Below are 22577 nucleotides of genomic sequence, written 5' to 3'. Positions count from 1 at the left end.
CAGAATATGCACGAATACGATACATCCTATGAATCCACCTAAATAATATGACTCCTATTATTAGAAAACGAAAAACCCGCTACTAATGTAGCAGGTTCTTGAATTAAGGTTGAATCCCTTCTGTCTCCATATTCTCGTAAAAACGAAGCAAATCCCCATAAATAATTTTATCCGAATACTCGAGTTCATATTTTGCTTTCTCAAAATATGGCTCACATCCACTTCCGTCTGTTACTTCTCCTGTAGATTTGTCATAACAAGTCTCACGGGTGAAAACATAATCCTCTGTAACGAAGCTTCCATCTCTAAAGACGGTAAACTCCATTTTGTCATCTGAGAATAAATCACTTCCAAAGTTGAAGTCTCTCTTCGTATCAATACCTAATAAATGAAGAATCGTTGGTTTTAAATCAATTTGACCTGATACAGTTGAAAACGTTTTTCCTTTTTGTCCTGGAATATGGATAATAAGCGGTACTCGCTGCAGTTGTGCACTAACAAATGGAGTAACCTCTTCTCCTAAATATTCACTCATCGCTCTATTGTGATTTTCCGAGATACCGTAATGATCACCATAAAGGATGATAATCGAATTTTCATATATGCCCTCATCCTTTAGACTTTGGATAAAGTTCTTGAGTGCTTCATCCTGATAACGAACGGTTGGGAAATAATTATTTAATGTTTTTGAGTTAGAAGTATATGGTTCAACCATCTTATCCTCTTCATCTAATTCAAATGGAAAATGGTTCGTCAGCGTAATAAACTTTGCGTAATATGGTTGTGGCATGTCCTTCAAATGCTGGATCGACTGTTGTAAGAAATGGTCATCCTTTAAGCCCCAACCGACAGAATTCTCTTCATTTACCTCATAATCATTAATTTCGTAAAAACGTTCATAACCTAATGATTGATACATAATATCTCGGTTCCAAAAGCTCTTATTATTTGCATGAAGCGAAGCTGTAAAATATCCATTTTCTTTTAAAATACTTGGACTTGCCTCAAAATCATTTCTTGAATGGGTAAAAAAGACGGCTCCTCTCCCTAAAGGATAAAAGGAAGTATCAACAAGAAATTCTGAATCAGAGGTCTTTCCTTGCCCTGTTTGATGATAGAAATTCTCAAAATAATAACTTTCCTTGATAAAATCATTTAAAAACGGAGTAATTTCTTGCCCATTCACCGTGTTATTAATAACAAAGCTTTGTGTCGATTCCATCGAAATTAGAATCACATTTTTCCCTTTGGCAATTCCAAACATCTCATCATTTGGCTTCTTATAATTTGCGCGAATATAGTTTTCTATATCAACTAATTCACTACCATCTGCTAAGGCTCTCTGAGCAGATGATTTTGATTGTAAAAAGAGATCATATAGATGGTAATTATATGTACCTATATTTTTGACGAGCATTTCTCGGTCAAATGTCCGCGTTAAAAGCTGTGGTCTTTCTGTTTCGGCCAATCCTAAATTAGCAAAAGAAATAGCGATAGCCACTAAGAAAAAGACCCGTTTACCAACTTTTCCATAACTACGATTCACCACAAAAGTAGGCTTGAACTTCAGCACCAAAAGCAAAATGAAAAAGTCAGCAAAATAAGCTAAATCTAGAAAATGTATCAATTCGCCTGCACTACTACCTAGATCAGACATATTGCTCGTTTGCATGAGGACAGGGAGCGTTAGAAAGTCATTAAAGAAACGATAAAAAACGACATTTGCAAACAAAACAGCGGAAATCAAAAAACTTGAGATTAAAATGTAACGATTTCTTTTTTTCTCCTTGATAAGGAGGCTGATTCCTAATACAAACATAAGGAAACTGAGAGGGTTGATAAATAAAATCAATTCCTGTCTCCAGTTGTCAATATTTATTTCAAAGCTAGTTTTATAGACGATGTATGTTTTAATCCACAGTAATAAGATCGCAATCACCGTAATCGACACTTTGGACCCTTTTAAATAACGCATAATTTCCTCCCCCGGCCGCATGAAACTATTCGTTTTTTTACAATATTAGGTATTTATCGAATAATCAAAGACTATCTTAATACTTTTTTTACAAAAGATCAAACTAAATTTAAAATTACTTTTGTAGAATGTTGTAATCTCCATGCGTAATATCTCACACCTATTAAGACGGGCAACTGGCTAAAAAGTTTCATTTTCGTCCAAATTTATCCATCATAGATCATGCCCATTTCTTACTCTTTTCATTACAAAAGACAGGCTCAAAAGGTGTTCATTCACTCCTTTCGAGACCTGTCTCTTCCAAATATCTATTTCTGTTTAAGAATATTTAACAAAAAATATTACCTTAATTCTCTGCGAATTTTGTCTTTATTTTAGTATTTTATTCCTGCATGAAAGCTGTCACTAAATCCGATTTACAACTAGACGTCCAGCACCGAGGATCCCTGCATCATTTCCCAATGTAGCAATCGAGATTTTTGTTGATTCCTTCACTCTAGGAAATGCGTACTTATTAAAATAAGCTTGAACTTTTCCTAAAAGGATTTCCCCAGCTTTCGAAACGCCTCCACCTAGAACTATTTTTTCAGGGTTTAAAGTATTTCCTAAATTAGCAAGCGCTAACCCTAAGTAATAAGCGACCTCCTCGATTACCTCGAGGCTGAGTTCATCACCTGCACGTCCACAGTCAAATACATCTTTTGCTGCAATTTTCCCTTTTGACTGGAACAAAGCCATTAATGGTCCTTCATTATTTGTTTGTGAATTTAGTTTTTCTGTTGCCAGCCTAACGATTCCAGTAGCAGAAGCAACGGTTTCAAGGCAACCCGTTTTACCACAATTACAAGGAGCACCATTTACGGGAACAGAGGTAATATGACCAATTTCTCCGGCCGAACCACTTATTCCTTGGACGATCTCCCCATTGGTAATGATGCCACCACCAACACCAGTACCGAGTGTGACACACACGATGTCCTTGGCACCATTTCCTGCACCTTTCCACATTTCACCTAAAGCCGCACAGTTCGCATCATTTTCAATATAAACCGGAAGTGAGAGCTCCCTTCCTAAATGATCGCTTAGTGGATAGTTATCCTCCCATGCTAAATTGACAGTATTATATATGATGCCATTCGCATAATCTACAGGTCCAGGTGCTCCCATTCCCACTCCGTAAAGAATTTCTTTTGTTTGCCCGAGTTCTACTAGTTTTGCTTCTATTGTTTTCGCAATATCAGTTGTGATATTTTTTCCTGCTTCCCGATTGTCTGTTGGGATTTCCCACTTCGTTATCATCGTTCCCAAAGTATCGATGAAAGCTATTTTGATTGAGGTACCACCTAAGTCTACTCCTACTACCCATTTTTTCATCATACAAACTCCTTTGTCTAATGTTAAGAGGTCAATTCGCTAAATGTGCGTAAACGCTTTATTAAACGAAAAAATTGAATGCTCCAAAATTCTTAAGGATGTTTCGTCTCCTTTTCCTTCAACATTCGAATTTCATGTCTTAAGATAAGAATCGCTGTTTGAAAATCTTTCGTTTCAATGAGCTGAGACTGATATAGATCCTTAAGTTCTTCTTCCATTAGCTCTAGAGTGGCGATCCGGTCACCGACATAGATAATAGTTCCAAATTTTTTAAGAAATTGCTGTATATCATAAATGCTTTTCATATTAGACCTCTTTAACTTCAAAATATTTATCTATCGAGTCAAGTATAATTGAAATTTTCAAGGTCCTCAAGCAATTGTTATACAGCCCTAGTGTGTCACTTTGCTCAGCGATCGGGATCCTGTGGGTGTAAAACGCTCGGTCTTCGACTTTTAAGTGGAATTGGTGCACGAAAGAGCACATCCACAAATGCTCGAAAATGAAATGGGATAAACGGCCATAAATAAGGAACTCCAAACGACTTCATCCGTGCCAACATAATGACAATGAGAACAGAGGCAATTAATAAACCATATGCATGAAAAGCGGCAGTGGCTAATAATAGAAAGATTCGCACAAGACGATTGGCCAAACTCATTTCATAACTTGGGGTTGCGAAGGTCCCTAAGGCAGCAATGGAAAGGTACAAAATGACCTCATTCGTTAGCAAACCTACTTCAACGGCTACTTGTCCAATCATTAATGCTGCTACAAGTCCCAATGCTGTTGCCAGTGCCGAAGGCGTGTGGATCGCCGCCATCCTTAGCATGTCAATACCAAGCTCAACAAAGATAAATTGTAGAATGAGCGGTATTCTTCCATTATCATTTGGCCCAATGTAGGAAAGAGCATCTGGTAGAAGACTAGGATCAATCGCAAATAAATACCATAATGGCAGTAGAAAAATAGATGCCCAAACCGCAAGAAAGCGTACAAATCTCAAATATGAACCGATAATGGGTTTATTTCTGTACTCCTCAGCATGCTGCATATGGTGCCAATATGTAACTGGTGTAATCATGACACTTGGAGAACCGTCCACCATGATACATACATGACCTTCATAAAGATGACTTGCTGCTGTATCTGGTCTTTCCGTGTAACGAATGACTGGAAATGGATTCCAATGGCGTCCTGATATGTATTCCTCGATTGTCTTCTCAGCCATCGGTACCCCGTCTGTATCAATTTTTGCAAGCGAATCTTTAATTTCTTTCACCATATCGGGCTCGGCAATATCTTCAATATAGCTGATTACAATGTCCGTCTTTGAACGCCTTCCGATTTGCATATATTCCATTCTTAAAGTGCGATCCCTTACTCTTCTTCTAGTAAGGGCTGTATTGAAGACGAGCGTCTCAACATAACCATCTCTCGATCCACGTACGACTCTTTCAATATCCGGTTCATCTGGACCTCTTGCAGGATAAGTACGAGCGTCGATGAGAATCACTTGAGCAATTCCATCAACAACCAAAGCAGTTGGTCCTGCCAACACCATATCGACAACTTTGTCTAAATCATCTGTTGTTTCTACTTCAACATAAGGAATATACGTTTTCAGAAGCTTGTGTAAAGCATTTGGTTCGAGATCTTCCTTTGATACTTTTACAAGTACCTTCATGAGTAAATGTAAAATATCATCCTTTACAAATCCATCGATAAAGTAAAAGGCCATTTTTCTTTCTGCATATTCAACATCCAGTTGTAGAACATCAAAACTCTTCTCAACGCCAAGTTGTTCCTTTAAAAATTTGGTGTTCTCTTCTAGACTAGCATGAACTGGCGTCTTCATATTTTCTTCCATAGTCCACCTCAAATCCTTTTCCAACGATGTCTTCATCATCTTAGACATTCCATCAGGAAAAAATACCCTGTCAGCTTAGGTGAAAATATGAATTTCCGCTTGAACTATTATTCGTCAAGAAAATAAAGAAGCTTCTTACGCCCATAGACAAAAGAAGCTCGTATTATTTCAATTAAATTGGTTCAATAAACGGAGATAATCTTGATTTGGATTGATTTCTACCGCCTTTTCAGCATGTAACTTTGCCTTTTCAAATTCTTGCTTTTGAAGATAGACGAGAGCGAGATTATAATGGGCTTCATGAAAATTTGGTTCTAGCTCGATCGCCTTTAATAATGAGCTCTCTGCATCATCTATTTTCTCTAATTTAATCTCCGTGAAGGATAGAAGAAAATAGTATTGCGAAGAAGGCTTCTCACTGTACGATAAATCATGTAATAGCTGGTATGCTTGTTCATATTTCTCTTCTTCCACATATTCCTGAGCAAGCACTAAGGTAGAGGTTTCATCTAAAACCTGCTCTGGATTTGTAAAACCATATCTCACCATACCACCACTTACTGCTAGTGTTAGAGCTAAGAAGACCAGTTGTAACACTATTTTTCTCTTTTTTGGAAAATGGACGATCCCTGACGCCAAAAAGCCACCAATAAGTCCGCCTATATGACCAGCGTTATCAATCCCTGGTACTGTAAATCCAAAAGATAAATTAATCGCTAATACGACAAAAATATTTAAGCCCATTGTGCGAAGAAATAATTTAGGATTAAGTGCTCCAAAATAAAGCAATGCTCCAAAGCATCCAAAAATCGCCCCGCTCGCACCAGCTGAGAGATTTGGACTAAAAATAAAGCTGGCAACAGTGCCGGCAAATCCAGCAACTATGTATATGAATAAAAACCGGATCCGACCGAAAATCCTTTCAACAGCTGTTCCTAAATAAAATAACGCGAGGGTATTCATCGCTAAATGGAGAAACCCTATATGTAAGACCATTGGAGTGAGAAAACGCCACCACTCACCTTCTAAAATAAGGGGATTAAATTTAGCGCCAAATTGAATTAATGTACTTGTGTCCGTGCTGCCACCGAATAATTCAAGTACTAAAAACATCATCACTTGGATTGCGATGAACATATACGTAAAGAAAGGTTTCCCCTGTTCAAATAGCGCTTTTTCCTGTTTTTCTCGTTGAAGGGCAATGTTCAATGTATCTCTTTTCAGTTCTTCAATCATTTCCTCGTTTTCATCGTCAAGCTCAGAAAAAATCCAATTCGCGTCAAATAGTTCCGCCAATCGCCCGGTTTCCTCCAAATAGTTAGCGCTTGAAATAAGAAAAGAATTCACATTTGTTTTGCTTTCGTTAGGATGAGCATAGGGCCTAGCAATCCGGAATTGGTAATCATCTACAGGTAAATAGGAGGATAGGTATATATTTACGACTTGTAGTTCGCCTCTTGTTATTTCCCTGCGAATCCGCTCCCCATTTAAGGCCGTGCGTTCGATATCTTGCTGTAACCAATTACTCCAATCAATATCATATTTAAGCATGCGAACCACTTGAGCCTGTTTGTTTTCTCTTTTTTCCAACCATAGTTCATTTTGTTCTTGCGATAATTTTACGATTCTGTAATCTTGCTCTACAATTAAAAAATAAGCCATTTTCCAAAATAGGTAGCTCTCCAAATTATTCAAAATTCCCCCTACTTTCACATCATCAATCTACTTGTTTTTAGAGAGTCGCTTTCATTTATTTTACTATCTACATTATAAACAACTTTTGAGTAATTTTATAAGGAAAGCCCTTTATATGAATGAATTAATGTGACTAAGTTCAGGGCAAAGCGCTGATTTTTGCTCCAGGTGCTTGATTTTTTTAAAAATTAAACATACAAAAAAGTGACCCGGATAAAATCTGAGCCACTTTTTTCAATCTAGCTTTGATATTGGTTTCTTGCTCCACCTGAGAAGATGCTGCTAAACATTTGATTACGGACCATCGGTAGACGCATAAAGGACGAGACTAAAAATCTACGGATAAATCTGTTTCCTAATATAAGACTTACAACACGATAGCGATTCTGCAGAACCCAGTAGCCTCCAATTCCAATGAGAAGTAAAGATATTAGACGACCCATTTTCATCCCTCCTATGGAAATAGTTTGAGATGTTTTCCATATTTTTATCCGAATTAAATATGAATTATTTTCTACTTCAATACTGGCTCCATAGTTTTCTTTAGGACAGCAACTGAATTCGCGAACTTTTCCTTTTCTGCTTCATCTAAATCTAGATCAACAATTTCTCGAATTCCCTTACGATTCACTACCGCTGGTACACCAATATATACATCTTCATGACCATATTCTCCAGTTAGATGGGCGGAAACGGTGAGAACCGAATTTTCATTTTGCAGAATCGCTTTTGTTAACCTTACCAGCCCCATTGCGATGCCATAGTAAGTGGCGCCTTTCCGTTCAATGATATGGTACGCTGCATCGCGAACATTCAAAAATAGCTCTTCTAAGTGCTCCTGCTTATATTCATCCTTTGTTTCGATCCAGTCCGAAATTTTTCTTCCCGCTATGTCAGCGTGACTCCATACCGGCAATTCAGTATCACCATGCTCTCCAATAATATAAGCATGTACGTTTCGCGTATCGACTTTAAAATAGTCCCCTAGTAAATAGCGGAATCTCGCAGTATCTAAGATCGTCCCTGAGCCAATTACCCGCTCTTTTGGGAAGCCTGAAAACTTCCAGACTGCGTATGTTAAAATATCTACTGGATTGGTCGCGACGAGGAAAATTCCTTTAAAACCACTAGCAAGGATTTCATCAACAATGCCTTTAAAAATGCGTGTGTTTTTTTCAACGAGATCAAGGCGAGTTTCTCCAGGTTTTTGATTAGCTCCAGCGCAAATGACAACAAGATCTGCATCCTGACAATCAGAATAATCTCCAAACCAAATTTTTGTTGGCGATGGAGCAAAAGGAATTCCGTGGTTTAGATCCATTGCATCCCCTTCTGACTTTGCCTTATTTAAGTCAACCAGAACGAGCTCTTCTGTGACTCCCTGATTGATTAATGCAAAAGCATAACTTGAACCAACAGCACCTGTACCTACTAACACTACACGATTAACGCGATCGCTCAAAACGCAAAACCTCCTCATAAATTATGTAATCCAAAGAAATGCAACACTTCCTATAAAAGCTGCTATCAAACTTGATAATAAATTTACGATATCATTGTTTAAGAAAGAGAAACCTCTAATCTTTTCGGTACTTTGACCACAATGATGCATTTTTTCTGTTTCCAGTAAGCAATGATTACATCGATAAGTGGCTTGAAAAAAAGCCCCTAGTACTGTGTCGATTAGATTTCCAAGAAAACCAAAGAGAAAGACAAAGATAACTAACTCCACCGTAAATGCAAACAAAATGAATAGAGCTACTGCAATCAGGGCTGCTCCTGCAATCCCTGCTACTGTGCCAAGTATACTGATTGCACCTGAAGTACCTTTTGGAACCCTTTGAAAATTCCGGATACTAATAGGAGATTTCTTGCTAAGTGTCCCGATTTCAGATGCCCACGTATCTGAATTGGAACTAGCAATTAAGATACAAAAAGCCACCATATAAACCGGTTCATCTGTCAAATAATAAAGAAGACTAGCTATCGCTGCTGCTCCACCATTTGCCACGACTTGAAGCCAATCTCTTCTAGAGCCCTTTTCTAATCTCTCCTCCACCTTATCTTTTTGACTCTTTTTATACTTAGACCAATAACTGGAGGTAGCAAAAAATAGCCCTAAAAGAATGAGGCCTTCTAAATGTAATCCTAACACCGTTAGTATACCAACAATCGCTGCCGCAATACTCCCTGAAAGGGTCAAAAAACGAAATCTAAAGCCTAAGTATACACATATAAACATTATAATAAGATAAAAGAAGCTATCCATTGATATCGATAATCTCCTCTGCCATCACAATTTTGTCAACTGGAATATCATGACTCTCGATTGGGAGTTTCTTAACCAACTGCAAAGGAAATGCTAATGCCAGCTTTTGCCCTTTGTAATCTTCTAAATAACGGTCATAATATCCACCACCAAAGCCAAGGCGATACCCGTCTTTCGTAAATGCTAATCCAGGGACAATTAATAAATCGATCTGTTCTTTTTCGACTTCAATTGTTTTCTCGACAATCGGTTCAGATAAACCAAAATAGACGGTTTCTAGCTGGTCGAGAGCTGTCAATGTTCGAAAATGCATCGTTCTTTCTTTTGGCTCGCATTTTGCTACAACAACTTGTTTATTGTTCTCCCAAGCTGTCCTTATAATTTGATATGTATCGACTTCAGGTACTCTAGAAACTGTAATGCCAACTGTTTTCGACTTTACCCAAGCCGGATCAGTGAACAAATTTTGCGCAATTTTGTATGAAAGCTGTTCATACTCAAGTTTTGTCATTTTTTTCAATTTCTCTTGCAACGATTTTCGTAACTCTTTTTTCTCATCCATAATTGTACTCCCAATGTATAATAAAAAAACAGTAGGAAATAGATTCCCACTGTTTACTTTGTTTCGCGATGTGTTGTGCTTTTTTTGTCTCTTGGGCAATATTTTTTTAGCTCAAGACGATCTGGATTGTTGCGCTTGTTCTTTTTAGAAATATAGTTACGCTCTCCACATTCAGTGCAAGCTAAAGTAATGTTTACACGCATGAATTTCCCTCCAAACTACTACTAACTATTGTTTCACATACGACTTTTCTATAATAGCACTTTTTGTGAGGAAATGCTAGTGTGTTTTTACTTCTCTTTCACATTAACTGTAAAGCTTTTTTCATTGCTTGATTTAATTGTAATGCTTCTCTTTTATTCTCCCCGTTCACCAGCCAAGAAGTGGCTTTACAAGTATCATTCACCTCTACACTTCCTTCAAGTGAAAAAACACTCACCATCATTCCCTTAGCCATTGGCTGATATTGAAGGATTCCACTTTCTAGCGACTGCCAAATATTTTCTGTATTCACCTTCCAAAGAGGTTGAACGGTCATTTGGTCCATCATCTTCCCTTGACAATACCCATTCACTAAAAAGAGCGATGAATTCATAATATGAAAAATCGATTTTTCCACGGGTGAAACAAAAGTAAGTATCTCTCTTGTTATCTCTGTATAGTGATGCATAAAAAATACTTTAATATTTCTTTTATGGCTGCCATGATTTTTTATGAACACTTCATGAATTTTCGTTTTTGAATGGATCGATCTTTCTTTTACAAAAACAAATATTTTTTCTTCTGAAATAAATTTCTCTCGATAATCACGGAGCCAATAGATTTTCCCATCAATCCAAATACCAGGTGTCACGATCAAACCATTCTTCACAACATTATCAAGTTCTGTACCGGTTATATTACTGAGAGTGATATTTGCTTCCATGTCTTCCCCTTCTCATCAAAAATATTTTTTGTATTTCCTTTCACATATATGCGGCTATTCGTTATTAACTGATTTGTCTTATTATTTATGTTAGCACTGATATTAGAAGGCCACAATAAACGCATTTTGTCGTATTTTGTTTTCATTTAGAAGGTGACTCTCACTCGATTCCATTCAACAAACTTCTTGCAAATAACCGATATTCTGCCACTTTCATGATTTCAATCGAAAAACGTCGACTATAATGGTAAAATGTTCTTCATACGATTAGTCATCAACATCAAATTACGATTTATAGAGGTGAGAAAATATGGACTATATAGTACCCATCTTGCTTGGGCTTTCTATTTTGCTTTTTATCATTTCATTCTTTATCAAAGATCCATATAAAGAAATAAAAAATGAGCTTGATCAATTTTCCATGCAGCAAATACAAGAAATATACCAGTTGAAAAGAAAAATCAAAGTTTTAGAGGAAGAACTATTAATCGATGATCGTGAGTTTCAACCGTCCCCCACTCGTCATCAGCATCCAAAAAAAGAAATTCATGCCATTATTAAAAATCAAGTTTGGACACTCGCTCAACAAGGAGTATCAATCGACCAAATTGCGAAGCAGTCCTCATTATCTATCGAGGATGTTAAAAATATCATTAGTGAATTTTCAGTTGGTGTGAATTATGAATAAGAATACAGTACGAGCCTTCGCGCTAGGAATTATTTTGGCTGTTGTTTTACTCCAATTCACAGATCTAAAGCAGAATTCAGATATTTCTGTAAATACAGCGAAAGAAAAATTGACAGAAGAAGGATTTATGATCCTCACAAAAGATGAATTTGCCAGATTAGAAGCAGTTGATGAAGAAATAGAACATGTAGAGAAAGATAACACAGAACCGAGTGTAGAAACGAAAGATGTAGAGGAAGATAAACTAGATGAGCCTCCCGTCGAGGAAACAAATAAGTTTACCTTAGAAATCGAACAGAATATGAGCACAGAAAAAATCGCAAATACCTTAGCAGAAGAACAAATCATTGAAGACGCAACAGAATTTGAGCAGTATTTGATAGACAATGGCTATCATACTAAAGTACAAATCGGACGCTTTGAACTTAACAGTGACATGGACTACGAAGAAATCAGTAAAATAATCACGAAAAGCAAATAGGAAAGAGGGTGTACTAAAAATTTTTTAGAACACCCTCTTTGTTAAGATCATGCATTCAAATCATAATGTCTACCTTTTACGAGGTAAAAGATACTTTCTGCAATATTTGTCACGTGATCAGCTGAACGCTCTAAATAGCGACAAATAAAGGATAATTGAGTTATTTGCGGAATGTTGTCCGGATAAGAATGATTGAGTTCTAGAAGTTCACGAATGGTTGAACCATATAACTCATCCACCTCATCATCCATATCTGCTACTTTTTTGGCTATGACAACATCTTCCTCACTAAAAGCTTTCAGAGAAAGCTCCAGCATCTCCGTTGTAATATTGTACATTTTCTTAACGTGCTGAAGAGACTGCACATGTTCTTCATTTCCAATTCGAATCGTTGATTTCGCTATATTAACGGCAAAATCAGCAATCCTTTCAATATCAGTTGCAATTTTAATCGCAACAATGATGCGACGTAAATCAATTGCCACAGGCGCCTGTTTAGCAATTAATAGAATGGCAAAATCATTAATTTCCTCGTATAAAGCATCCGCTTCTGAATCATCGTCAATGACTTTTAACGCCATTTCAATATTGCAGGTCTCCAATGCTTCAATTGAATTTTTTAAAGCAACACTTGCTAATCTTCCAAGCTCTAAAAGCTTTGCTTGCAATTCATTCAAATCGAGCTGAAATTGTTCTCTTACAACCATGTAATTCTACATCCTCTCCAATGATTATCCAAAACGGCCTGTAATATAATCTTCTGTACGCTTATCAGAAGGATTAGAGAAAATTTTATTCGTACCATCAAATTCAATCACTTCCCCATTTAAAAAGAAGGCTGTTTTATCAGAAATACGAGCTGCTTGTTGCATATTGTGCGTTACAATGATAATACTAAAATCCTTTTTCAACTCTTGTACGAGCTCTTCAATTTTTAATGTTGAAATTGGGTCAAGTGCTGAAGTCGGCTCATCCATTAAAATAACGTCTGGCTCAATCGCTAAACAACGTGCAATACAAATACGTTGTTGTTGCCCACCAGATAATCCGTACGCATTCTCATGTAGTCTGTCTTTGACCTCATCCCAAATTGCCGCACCGCGTAAGCTTTTTTCTACAACCTCATCTAATACCTTTTTATTACGAATTCCGTGTATTTTTGGTCCATAAGCAATATTTTCATAAATCGACTTTGGAAATGGATTTGGCTTTTGGAATACCATTCCAACACGAGTTCGTAAATCTTCAACCTTATAAGATTTATCTAAAATGCTTTTTTCACGATACAAAATATCTCCAGAAATTTTCACGACAGGAATTAATTCAACCATACGATTCAATGTCTTAATAAAAGTTGATTTTCCACAACCGGACGGTCCAATAATGGCTGTCACTTCATTTTCCACAATATCAAGATTAATACTTTTTAACGCATGATCCTCACCATACCAAAGGTTAAGGTCCTTCGTTTGAAAAGCAATCTTTTTATCCATTTGAACAGGCTCAGTGTTCCCTACGTTCGCTGCACTCACAAAGCTTTTCTTAGATTTTGTCATCACTGCCATTCTTTTCATTCCCTTCATCAGTATCTCTTCTGATATTTATTCCGAATAAAGATTGCTACTGAATTCATTAAAAATAATATGAACAATAAAACGATAATCGAAGCCGCTGCTAAGTTTATATATTCTGCAACTAACGCAGCATCGATCGTCCAATAATAAATCTGCATAGGCATTACTGTGAATCGATCAAATATTCCATCTGGCAATGGAATGATAAGCGCTGGAATACCTAGTACAACTAATGGTGCTGTTTCTCCAATTGCTCTAGATAATGCCAATATGATTCCTGTTAAAATTCCTGGAATCGCTGCTGGTAAAACGACATTTTTAATCGTTTGCCACTTTGTCGCTCCCATCCCGTATGAGGCATCCCGTAAATATTGCGGAACCGCACGTATGGCTTCTTGGGCACTTACCACGACAATCGGAAGGACCAACAAAGCCATTGTCAATCCACCGGCTAAAACAACTGAGCCTAAGCCTAGACCTCTTACAAAAACGGTCAATCCTAGTAAACCGAAAACGATTGATGGTACACCAGCAAGATTGGATATATTCGTTTGGATAAAGGACTGAAAGCGCCCCTTCTTCGCAAATTCTTCAAGATAAATAGCTGTACCAACCCCAAGAAAGAAAGTGACTGGTGCAACAACGAGCATGAGCCAGAAAGTTCCTGTAATCGCTCCAAGAATTCCTGCTTTCTCGGGATCCGTTGAAAGCTTATTTGTTAAAAAATCAAAATCGATCCATCCAATACTATCTCTAAACACACGATAAATAAGGATAACGAGTACCACTAGCCCTACTAAAGTGGCAAGAAAAAATAATCTTTTTGCAAACTGATTCAAGAATAAGCGTGAACCTAATTTTTTCTGTATTTGTCCTGAGTCAAAATATTTCATTTTTAGTATTCCTCCCTAAATTTACGAGAGATATATTGGGCAATTAGGTTCATCACAAGGGTGAAGACGAATAGCGTCATCGCAACCGCATAAAGACTATAGTAAAGTGTAGAGCCAGCTGGAGCATCTCCACCAGTTACCTCTACAATATAAGCGGTCATCGTTTGCATAGACTGTGTAAGATCAAAGGTAAAGTTCTTCGAGCTTCCACTTGCAATGGTTACAATCATTGTTTCTCCAATTGCACGGGAAATAGCAAGAACAAATGATGCCACGATCCCAGAAATGGCTGCTGGAACGATGACCTTCCACGTCACTTCTAGTTTCGTAGATCCTAATGCAAGGGCACCTTCCCTCATGGAATTCGGAACTGCACCAAGAGCATCTTCCGATAGTGATGCCACCATTGGGATGATCATAATCCCCATAACAATACCCGGGCTCAAAATATTCGTTGGTTCTAAACCTGGTATTATAGATCTTAAGATGGGAGTAACAAATGTAAGCGCAAAAAAGCCGTATACAATTGTCGGAATTCCTGCGAGAATTTCCAAAATCGGCTTTACAACCTTCCGTACCTTCTCAGATGCATATTCACTTAAATAGACGGCTGTCATTAAGCCAATCGGTATTGCAACGACCATTGCGATAGCAGAGGAAATTAATGTACCTGTAAGTAGTGGGAGGACACCAAATTGTGCGTTCTGCCCTAGAGGCTTTAATACCGTACCTGTAAAAAATTCGACAAATGAAATCTCTCTAAAAAACGCAATCGTTTCAGACAAAAGCGTAATTAAAATACCAAAAGTAGTAAGAATCGAAATGATTGCAATAACGAGCAATGTTTTGGGAATGATTTTTTCTACAATATTCGTTAATGATGCTGTTTTTTTATTTTCTTCGATCATTTTTCTTACTTGACCAATCGACTTTTCCAACGTAACGTTCCCCTTCCGAAAAAATTGACCCTATTTATATACAAGAAGGTATTTATAAAACTCGAAAGACGAGAGGAGATTCCCCCACTCATCTTTCAAGTTCTTTAAAATTATTTCAATCCATTTAAAGCATCAATTGAAGCTTGGATTTCCGCATCTGTTAATGGTGCAAAACCAGTTTCTGCTGCAATTGCTTGAGCATTTTCAACAGCGTAGATAGCATAGTCTAAAACTTGTGGCTTTTCTTTTGCCATATTGACGTTCAAGTATGTGAATACTGGACGTGTGAATGGGCTATAATCAAAGTCTTCGCTTTCACCAATTGTGTCTAAGCTTGGTTCAACTGGACCATTGCCAAAGTCTACACTCACTGCTTGAAGCTTATCTTTGTTGCTATCATAGTAACCATAACCGAAGAATGCGATAGCGTTCTTATCCTTGGAAACAAGGTCCACTAAGATTGAGTATTCTTGTTGAAGATTTGTATCAGCATCAATGTCTTCTTTTTCAAGGATTGTTTCCCAGAAAAACTCATATGTTCCATGGTTTTCGTTAGGTCCCATTTTCGAAATTGGCTCATTTGGAAAATCAGGACGAACATCAGACCAATTTTTAATTCCTTCACTGTCTAAGAAGATGCTAACTAATTCTTCTCTTGTTAATTCTTTCGCCCAATCATTTTCCGGGTTAATAACAAAGGTTAAACCGTCTAATGCTACTTTAATTTCTTGAACTTCAATTCCTAAATCATCAGCTGTTGCTTGTTCTTCGTCTTTGATTTTACGAGAGGCATCATTGAAATCTGTTCCGCCTTGGTCAACTAAGAATTTACCAAATCCTGCAGAAGTACCAGCACGTCCTACTTCTACTGAAACACCTTCTTGTTCGTTGGTCATATAGTTCTCAGCCATTTTTGCCATGAATGGATAAACTGTACCAGAACCATCTATCACAACGCTACCTTCTAATTCTGTTTCTGCATCTGCTGTTTCTTCAGTTTGAGGCTCGTTTCCAGTATTGCTATCATTACCTTCTGGCTCTTCAGCACTATCTGTGCCACCACATGCTGCAGCTACGGCGATTAGCGCTGCTAGGATTAAAAATAAACCTAGTTTTTTAAGACTTTTCATTTCTTTAATTCCCCCTAAGAGTGTTGGTGGTTTTGTCCTACGAGTATTAGAATAACGCTTAACTGTAAAAGGGGTTTTAATGAATTGTAAAGGTTGTGTAAATATGCAGTAAATGTAGGTAAAAGTCGAATTTTTGGGACACACTATTGTTTTGCACAACATATGATTAGTTAGTTTAAAAACAAAAAACTGCCCCTCCAGCATGGAAAGGGCAGTACAAGGTTATTCCTCTTCAGTTTCTTCTTGCTCATCAATTTCTTTGCTACTCTCGCCATTTTCAACTACGGAGTTTTGCTTCAACTTCTCTTCTTCTCTCGTTTTCTTAAGTTCGAAGTAAGCATCTAATGCTCTACGTCCAATCTGCGTGTTAGCAGAGTGGCCGCCGCTTCTTCCTTGATAGGCCCATGGGACGACAACTGCGATAGCAACCTCAGGGTTATTATGTGGAGCATAGCCAACAAAGCTTAAGTTCATGACTTCAGGTGGAACCTCAAATCTACTTCTTTCAGGTCCATCGTAAAAGCCTTGAGCTGTTCCAGTCTTACCTGCTGGAGAATATGAGGCAGTACGGAATTTTCCATAAGCTGTTCCTTCAGGATGCTGGGTTACTTGGCGGAAGCCCTCATGGATAATATCCATCCAGCCTTTTTCAAGGTTAAGACGATTTAGAACCGTTGGGCTTATTTCTTGTACTACAGGTCCTAACTCGTTTGTATCCATCAATGGAGCGCGAATTTCTTTCACCATACGTGGCTGTATTCGATTTCCTCCATTTGCAATCGTTGAAACGTATTGCGCTAATTGCATTGGTGTGTAAGTGTCGTACTGACCTATGGATAAAAAGAGCAATTGGGCGGGGCCCTTTAATGTGCCTTCATAGCCGGTTGACTCATTGGGGAGATCGATTCCTGTCCTTGTACCCAATCCAAATTGGGCGAAAGAATCTCGAATCGTATCAAATGCTTTCGTATTAATTGGTAAAGGTTTATCATACCGATAATGTCCTTCGCCAATCTCAATCACCGTCTTAAACATATACACGTTTGATGAGACCCGTAGAGCACGAACATCATTGACATTCCCAAAGCTCTTCCAAGAACTTATTGGTTTTGATGCAGCAATTTTCAACGGTTCATCATAAAAGACTGTCCCTGGTTTGATGGCACCAGTTTGATAACCAGTTAAGATCGTTGCTCCCTTAACCGTTGAACCGACATTGTAGGAGGTCGAAATATTTCCTAACGCAAAATCCTTCATCTCGGTTTTACCTGTCTCCGAATCTTTTCCAATCTGCTTGCCTGCCATTGTTAAAACATCGCCTGTATTCGGATCCATCATCACGACAAAAGCACGATCTAGTAATTCCGTTCTTGCTGTTTTCTTTGCATCTCTTAATTCTTCTTCTATGATTGATTCCACAGCAAGCTGTAAATCCATATCAATCGTTAATACGAGATCTTTCCCTCTTTGTCCTTCCGATACAACCTCAGTTTCAATAACCTTCCCTGATTTATCGGTAATATTTTTCACCTTTGCTTTTTGACCATGCAAAACATCTTCATACTGCTTTTCAATGTAGCTTATTCCAACTCGATCATTACGGTTATAATCTCGTGCTAAATAATAATCAAGCTCTTCCTTTGGAATTCCTTTATCCGAGTCTGTTACTGTTCCCAGAACAGTCCTTAATGTGCTGCCATAGGCATAGGAACGTTCCCAATCCGTTGTCGTATCAACACCAGGAAGATATTGTAAATTTTCACTCACAAGGGCAAATTCAGTTTGTGTCACATCTTCATTTTTCACAATTTGTGGAGTCAAAGCATAACCGCTACTGAATGCTCGATATATCGCTAAAATTTCTAAATCCTGAGTCGATAGTTCGTTAAGCTCTTCGTCTGTAATTCGATCGAGCTGAAGATTATAAACCGCTTTATTATATTCTTTCGTATCAAGCTCTTCTTTTAATGTTTCATGTTCCTCTTCAGACACTTTATCTGCTGCCCGTTCAGAATTTTTAATAATCCAATAATCTTTTTTATCTCTTTCTTGCACCTTATCAGGCTTAAGCTCGATTAATTGGGCTAATCGTTCTGCAACCTCAAGCATTTCACTTTGGCTCGCTCCAAAATTTGTGTATGTAATAGCATTTTTCGGTGTATTATCAACAATCACTTTGCCATTTGTATCATACATTTTTCCTCTTGGAACGGGGTTATTGACTGTAATATCCTCTGTTCTTTCGATTTCACGCTTATAGTCATCTCCATAAACAATTTGAACGACTCCAAGACGAAGAATCAAAACAGAAAATAGAAAAAACACGACAAAAAACAGTAAATTCAAACGAACTGGAATAACTTTCTTTTTCTTTTTTTCTTTTTGAACCATTTTGTAAAACCTACTTCCTCGGGTGCATTATGACAATATTTTTATTGTAAATGAAACAATCTTAAATATCTATTAGTAAGCAACAAAAAGATTCTTCCAATAATAGCATTTGAAGTTTACTTAGCGCTTGAGAACTTTTGCTAGACCATTCAAAAGATATATTTTCGATCATGAAAGAAGGAAAGGGGCTCCCCTTTCCTTAAGTAAGCTTTACTTTTCGAATGAAAAAATAAATCAATGTGTGTCCTGCTCCGAGTAGGAGCAACAAGATAGGGATAACCTTGTCAGGTTCATAAAAAGATATTCCTAAGATAAACAAGATAATCGATATAACCCGGCCAGCATTTAAAAAGATTTCCTTTACGACAATGTACTCGATTCTCATCTCTGCAGCTTTCCATCCTCTGCCGATTACATCGTACGTCATTGACATATATGGAACAAGTAAAAGTGGATAGGCGATGGCAATTACACCAGCGTAAATGAGAAGCCGTACATAGGTTGGGTCAAACACAATGAGAAAGATGGATAAGTATAAAATGATTCCTCCCGTCAAAATCGCTTTTTTTCTCATTTCTTTTTTAATCATCCTTGAAGCGAAGTAATAGGCAACAAATGCAACTCCTGAATTAATTAAACCAAAGGTACCTAAGGACAACTCACTTTCTGTTGCGATGAAGACAAAAACAGAAATAATAAAGGCAAATGTTCCCTCTCTAAGACCTTGGAAAAAATGAGCATTATTGATGAGCTTCCAATTTTTATTATGCTTTCTTTCCTGTAAGATTCGAACAAAGTAATATTTCCCTTGTGCTGGTCTCCTTTTCAGCGAAAAACTTAAGAATACGGCTAAGGAAAACAATCCTAGTGAAATTCCAAAAACGATTGAATAGCCAATGAACTTTTCCATCTTAGAAATTATAAATCCAGCAGCAATAGGGCCAATCATCCCACCAACAGAAGATAAAATTCCTAGAAAGCCATTAAAGAAATCTCTTGTCTCTGGTTCGGTAATTTCGAAGGTGAGTACATTATAAGCTAGCCAGTAAAATCCGTAGCCTATCCCAAGTAAGCCGCCGAGTAGTAACAAATACTTGGATGCATGTGTACCAATAATTAAAACGGTCAAATAAAAGAGAGCTAAAAAAATGACACCGATCCTAAGCACAATCACTCTGTCAATTTTCTTAGCCCACCTGCCTGCAAGAATAAACGTAATTGGCTGTAATACGACGACAGCTAGGTTGTACATCCCTAAATCTCGAAATTCACCAGATTGCTTCCATAAATAAATATTTACAAACGTATTCGATAGAGCAATGCTAAGGGAATATAATCCCCCAATCATTAGTAATATAGATAGATCTCTTGTTAGTTCCACATCACCAAGCAGTTTATTTATTTTACTCATTAAATTCTCCCCTTTATATCTAAGGGGTAGTTTCTAACAAACAGAGTATGATTATGCACAATTAAGACGATCAAAAAAAGCAGAAGGAAGAACCCCTCTGCTTGACGAATCTTTAAATTATTTTGCAGCGCTGTAACGCTTTGCTACTTCATCCCAGTTTACTACATTCCAGAATGCACCGATGTAGTCAGGACGACGGTTTTGATAGTTTAAGTAGTAAGCATGTTCCCAAACATCAAGACCTAAAACAGGAGTCTTACCTTCCATTAAAGGAGAATCTTGGTTTGGAGTACTTGTTACTTCTAACTCACCATTATTCACAACTAGCCAAGCCCAACCAGAACCGAAACGAGTTGTAGCAGCTTTAGTGAACTCTGCCTTGAAATTATCAAAGCTTCCAAATTTAGCTGTAATCGCATCGGCTAGTTCTCCAGCTGGAGCGCCACCGCCATTTGGTGAAAGGATTGTCCAGAATAAAGAGTGGTTAGCATGTCCACCACCATTATTACGTACAGCAGTACGTGCAGCTTCTGGAACCGCATCGAGGTTAGATACAACCTCTTCAACTGATTTAGATAGTAATTCCTCATTTCCTTCTAAAGCAGCATTTAAGTTTGTTACATATGTGTTGTGATGTTTTGTGTGGTGAATGTTCATCGTTTCTTTGTCGATATGTGGTTCTAGTGCATCATAAGCGTAAGGTAATTGTGGTAATTCAAAAGCCATCTTAAATTCCTCCCTATGTAATATAAAATATTTTAGAAATATTCCTATATTAAATTAAGAAATATTTCCAATGTTCTAAGTTAAGATTACCAAAGTCAGAAATTCCTTTCAAATATAATGACTTAGGCAACATAACTATTGTTTCCTATCCACTTGATAGTATTCCACATTCATTTTCTTTTTCCTTCAATAAGTTGTAAGTTTTTATTACAAAGTTCAATAAATTGTCAAGAGTTTATATTTCCCTACATATCAACGTTTTCAGTGATAAACACCGTAACAATAGAGATTTCTAGTGTTTAACGATATTGACAGTGATGCAATATTTTTCTAAAGTCAAAAGTGAAGAATATCACAATTGATTTTAACAAGAAGAAAATCTGAAAATTGGAGTGAGATCATGAAAGAGTCCACTATCTCTCTATACAGCCTCCTCATACAAGAATTTATTGATAAAGAAACGATACAAAAGTATAAAGCAGGCACGATTTTATTCAATGAAAGAGATTCAGTTGATCATATTTTCATACTATTACGTGGGAGCGTTGCACTTGGCCGTGTTCATATGAAAGGTAAAGAATTCATCTTGAAAATCTTATCTGGCGAAGAATTGATTATCGAATACCAGCTATTCAAACCTCAAGCGAAATATCATTTTTATGCGAAGACATTTACCGATTGCGAAATGCTGATGATTAAACGTGCTGATTTCGAAGACTTTGTTCACAGCAATCAACTTGTATTAAATGCTTTATCCTCATGGTTAAGCACACGTTATTTAAAAGCACAAATGAAATGTCAAGATTTAATGATGAATGGGAAAAAGGGTGGCCTCTACTCCATTCTCATCCGATTATGTAATAGTTACGGCGTGATGACGGATGAAGGAATTCTCATCGATTTACCTCTTACTCATCAAGAACTGGCCAATTTTACTTATGGCACAAGAGAAGTGATTCAAAGGATGTTAAAGGAGCTTCGTGAGAAAGATGTCATTTCGTATAATCAACAGAAGCTAACCATTAAAAATATCAATTATTTAAAAGAAAGTGTTGATTGTCAGAACTGTCCTTACGAGATTTGTGGAATAAATTAATAACAGATGGCCAGATATGAAAGGTAATTTGCCGATATCTGGCTTATTTTATTTATGTCGCTATGACGAAGAAATAAATGATCATTAACGCTTGAATTAAGCCCTTCGTTACGACACTACTAATAAATCCTATGACAGAGCCAAACCCGATGGTAATCCCCTCTTTAAATCCTTTTTTATTGACGAGCCATTCAGCGAGTACAGCGCCTAGAAAAGGACCAATGATAATCCCGAGAAAAGGAATGACAAAGGGACCAACTAATATACCAATGGTACTCCCCCAGATTCCAGCCTTCGATCCACCGTATTTTTTTATCCCAAGCAAATTTGCCACAAAGTCCGCTACAAATAATAATATGATCAGTAACCCTTGCACGACCCAGAAAAACCAGTTAAATGGTTCAAAGCTGAAGAATAATCCGTATAAAATGTATCCTCCTAATATAAAAAGGACACTTGGAACAATTGGATAAATTAATCCTATAAAAGAAATCACGAACAATGCAATAATAATGGTCCAATATAATATCTCCATGTTTCAACTCCTCTTTCTATACGAGTCAAACTTTAACATATAAT

At 37.3% G+C, this 22577-nt stretch carries 23 protein-coding genes; 3 read left to right on the top strand and 20 right to left on the bottom strand.

The window, feature by feature from the left end:
- Positions 1–103: 103 nt before the first annotated feature.
- The 11 genes from AA0X71_RS08220 to AA0X71_RS08170 all read right to left on the bottom strand — a co-directional run bounded on the left by AA0X71_RS08220 (position 104) and on the right by AA0X71_RS08170 (position 10670).
- Positions 104–1975, bottom strand: a complete 1872-nt coding sequence (locus AA0X71_RS08220) for an LTA synthase family protein (protein WP_413361233.1) — start codon at positions 1973–1975, stop codon at positions 104–106.
- Between the two features lie 405 nt (positions 1976–2380).
- The gene (locus tag AA0X71_RS08215) at positions 2381–3352 is read right to left on the bottom strand and encodes an ROK family glucokinase (protein WP_413361231.1); all 972 of its coding nucleotides are present in this window, start codon (positions 3350–3352) and stop codon (positions 2381–2383) included.
- A gap of 89 nt (positions 3353–3441) precedes the next feature.
- Positions 3442–3654: a YqgQ family protein gene (locus AA0X71_RS08210; protein WP_413361229.1), complete on the bottom strand. Its 213-nt coding sequence runs from the start codon at positions 3652–3654 to the stop codon at positions 3442–3444.
- 104 nt (positions 3655–3758) lie between these two features.
- Positions 3759–5219, bottom strand: coding sequence for a spore germination protein (locus AA0X71_RS08205; protein ID WP_413361227.1), 1461 nt, complete (start codon positions 5217–5219; stop codon positions 3759–3761).
- 168 nt (positions 5220–5387) lie between these two features.
- Positions 5388–6914, bottom strand: coding sequence for a rhomboid family intramembrane serine protease (locus AA0X71_RS08200; RefSeq protein WP_413361225.1), 1527 nt, complete (start codon positions 6912–6914; stop codon positions 5388–5390).
- A 239-nt stretch (positions 6915–7153) separates the two neighbouring features.
- Complete coding sequence (locus AA0X71_RS08195) at positions 7154–7357, bottom strand: hypothetical protein (RefSeq protein WP_413361223.1); 204 nt, start codon at positions 7355–7357, stop codon at positions 7154–7156.
- A 71-nt stretch (positions 7358–7428) separates the two neighbouring features.
- Positions 7429–8376 (bottom strand): L-lactate dehydrogenase, encoded by a 948-nt coding sequence (locus tag AA0X71_RS08190; RefSeq protein ID WP_413361222.1) that lies wholly within the window; start codon positions 8374–8376, stop codon positions 7429–7431.
- 21 nt (positions 8377–8397) lie between these two features.
- Positions 8398–9183: a DUF92 domain-containing protein gene (locus tag AA0X71_RS08185; RefSeq protein ID WP_413361220.1), complete on the bottom strand. Its 786-nt coding sequence runs from the start codon at positions 9181–9183 to the stop codon at positions 8398–8400.
- A complete protein-coding gene (locus AA0X71_RS08180; protein WP_413361218.1) occupies positions 9176–9745 on the bottom strand; it encodes a 5-formyltetrahydrofolate cyclo-ligase in 570 nt (189 codons plus the stop codon). The genes AA0X71_RS08185 and AA0X71_RS08180 overlap by 8 nt, the downstream gene beginning before the upstream one ends.
- A 53-nt stretch (positions 9746–9798) precedes the next feature.
- On the bottom strand, positions 9799–9948 hold the full coding sequence (gene rpmG, locus AA0X71_RS08175; RefSeq protein WP_019154508.1) for a 50S ribosomal protein L33: 150 nt from the start codon (positions 9946–9948) through the stop codon (positions 9799–9801).
- Between the two features lie 98 nt (positions 9949–10046).
- Positions 10047–10670: a hypothetical protein gene (locus tag AA0X71_RS08170; RefSeq protein ID WP_413361216.1), complete on the bottom strand. Its 624-nt coding sequence runs from the start codon at positions 10668–10670 to the stop codon at positions 10047–10049.
- Positions 10671–10980: 310 nt separating this feature from the next.
- Here AA0X71_RS08170 and AA0X71_RS08165 point away from each other — a divergent pair, with 310 nt between their 5' ends.
- Together AA0X71_RS08165 and AA0X71_RS08160 are read left to right on the top strand one after the other, a co-directional pair.
- Complete coding sequence (locus AA0X71_RS08165) at positions 10981–11358, top strand: hypothetical protein (RefSeq protein ID WP_413361214.1); 378 nt, start codon at positions 10981–10983, stop codon at positions 11356–11358.
- Complete coding sequence (locus tag AA0X71_RS08160; RefSeq protein ID WP_413361212.1) at positions 11351–11839, top strand: hypothetical protein; 489 nt, start codon at positions 11351–11353, stop codon at positions 11837–11839. The genes AA0X71_RS08165 and AA0X71_RS08160 overlap by 8 nt, the downstream gene beginning before the upstream one ends.
- 47 nt (positions 11840–11886) lie before the next feature.
- On the opposite strand, the gene phoU is transcribed toward AA0X71_RS08160, so the two are convergent.
- From phoU to sodA, 8 genes are all read right to left on the bottom strand, one after another.
- Positions 11887–12546 carry a phosphate signaling complex protein PhoU gene (gene phoU / locus AA0X71_RS08155; protein WP_413361210.1) on the bottom strand — a complete coding sequence of 220 codons (660 nt, stop codon included), beginning with the start codon at positions 12544–12546 and terminating at the stop codon, positions 11887–11889.
- A 24-nt stretch (positions 12547–12570) separates the two neighbouring features.
- Positions 12571–13332 (bottom strand): phosphate ABC transporter ATP-binding protein PstB, encoded by a 762-nt coding sequence (gene pstB / locus AA0X71_RS08150; protein ID WP_413362531.1) that lies wholly within the window; start codon positions 13330–13332, stop codon positions 12571–12573.
- 89 nt (positions 13333–13421) lie between these two features.
- Complete coding sequence (pstA, locus tag AA0X71_RS08145) at positions 13422–14306, bottom strand: phosphate ABC transporter permease PstA (RefSeq protein WP_413361208.1); 885 nt, start codon at positions 14304–14306, stop codon at positions 13422–13424.
- Between the two features lie 2 nt (positions 14307–14308).
- Positions 14309–15214 (bottom strand): phosphate ABC transporter permease subunit PstC, encoded by a 906-nt coding sequence (pstC, locus tag AA0X71_RS08140; protein ID WP_413362529.1) that lies wholly within the window; start codon positions 15212–15214, stop codon positions 14309–14311.
- Positions 15215–15354: 140 nt separating this feature from the next.
- A complete protein-coding gene (locus AA0X71_RS08135; RefSeq protein ID WP_413361206.1) occupies positions 15355–16374 on the bottom strand; it encodes a PstS family phosphate ABC transporter substrate-binding protein in 1020 nt (339 codons plus the stop codon).
- 222 nt (positions 16375–16596) lie between these two features.
- Positions 16597–18765, bottom strand: a complete 2169-nt coding sequence (locus AA0X71_RS08130; protein WP_413361204.1) for a peptidoglycan D,D-transpeptidase FtsI family protein — start codon at positions 18763–18765, stop codon at positions 16597–16599.
- A gap of 199 nt (positions 18766–18964) precedes the next feature.
- The gene (locus AA0X71_RS08125; RefSeq protein WP_413361202.1) at positions 18965–20176 is read right to left on the bottom strand and encodes an MFS transporter; all 1212 of its coding nucleotides are present in this window, start codon (positions 20174–20176) and stop codon (positions 18965–18967) included.
- A gap of 117 nt (positions 20177–20293) precedes the next feature.
- Entirely contained in the window at positions 20294–20902 is a 609-nt protein-coding gene (gene sodA / locus AA0X71_RS08120) for a superoxide dismutase SodA (protein ID WP_413361200.1), read from the bottom strand.
- A gap of 400 nt (positions 20903–21302) precedes the next feature.
- Between sodA and AA0X71_RS08115 the strand changes: the two genes are divergently transcribed.
- Positions 21303–21998 (top strand): Crp/Fnr family transcriptional regulator, encoded by a 696-nt coding sequence (locus tag AA0X71_RS08115; RefSeq protein ID WP_413361197.1) that lies wholly within the window; start codon positions 21303–21305, stop codon positions 21996–21998.
- Positions 21999–22050: 52 nt separating this feature from the next.
- Here the strand turns inward: AA0X71_RS08115 and AA0X71_RS08110 are convergent, their stop codons facing one another.
- Positions 22051–22533: a DUF456 domain-containing protein gene (locus tag AA0X71_RS08110; RefSeq protein WP_413361195.1), complete on the bottom strand. Its 483-nt coding sequence runs from the start codon at positions 22531–22533 to the stop codon at positions 22051–22053.
- Positions 22534–22577 lie beyond the last annotated feature (44 nt).

It is taken from the genome of Robertmurraya phoenicis (genome assembly GCF_047302285.1).
Taxonomy (GTDB): Bacteria; Bacillota; Bacilli; order Bacillales; family Cytobacillaceae; genus Robertmurraya.
This window is presented reverse-complemented; position numbering and strand designations above follow the sequence as displayed.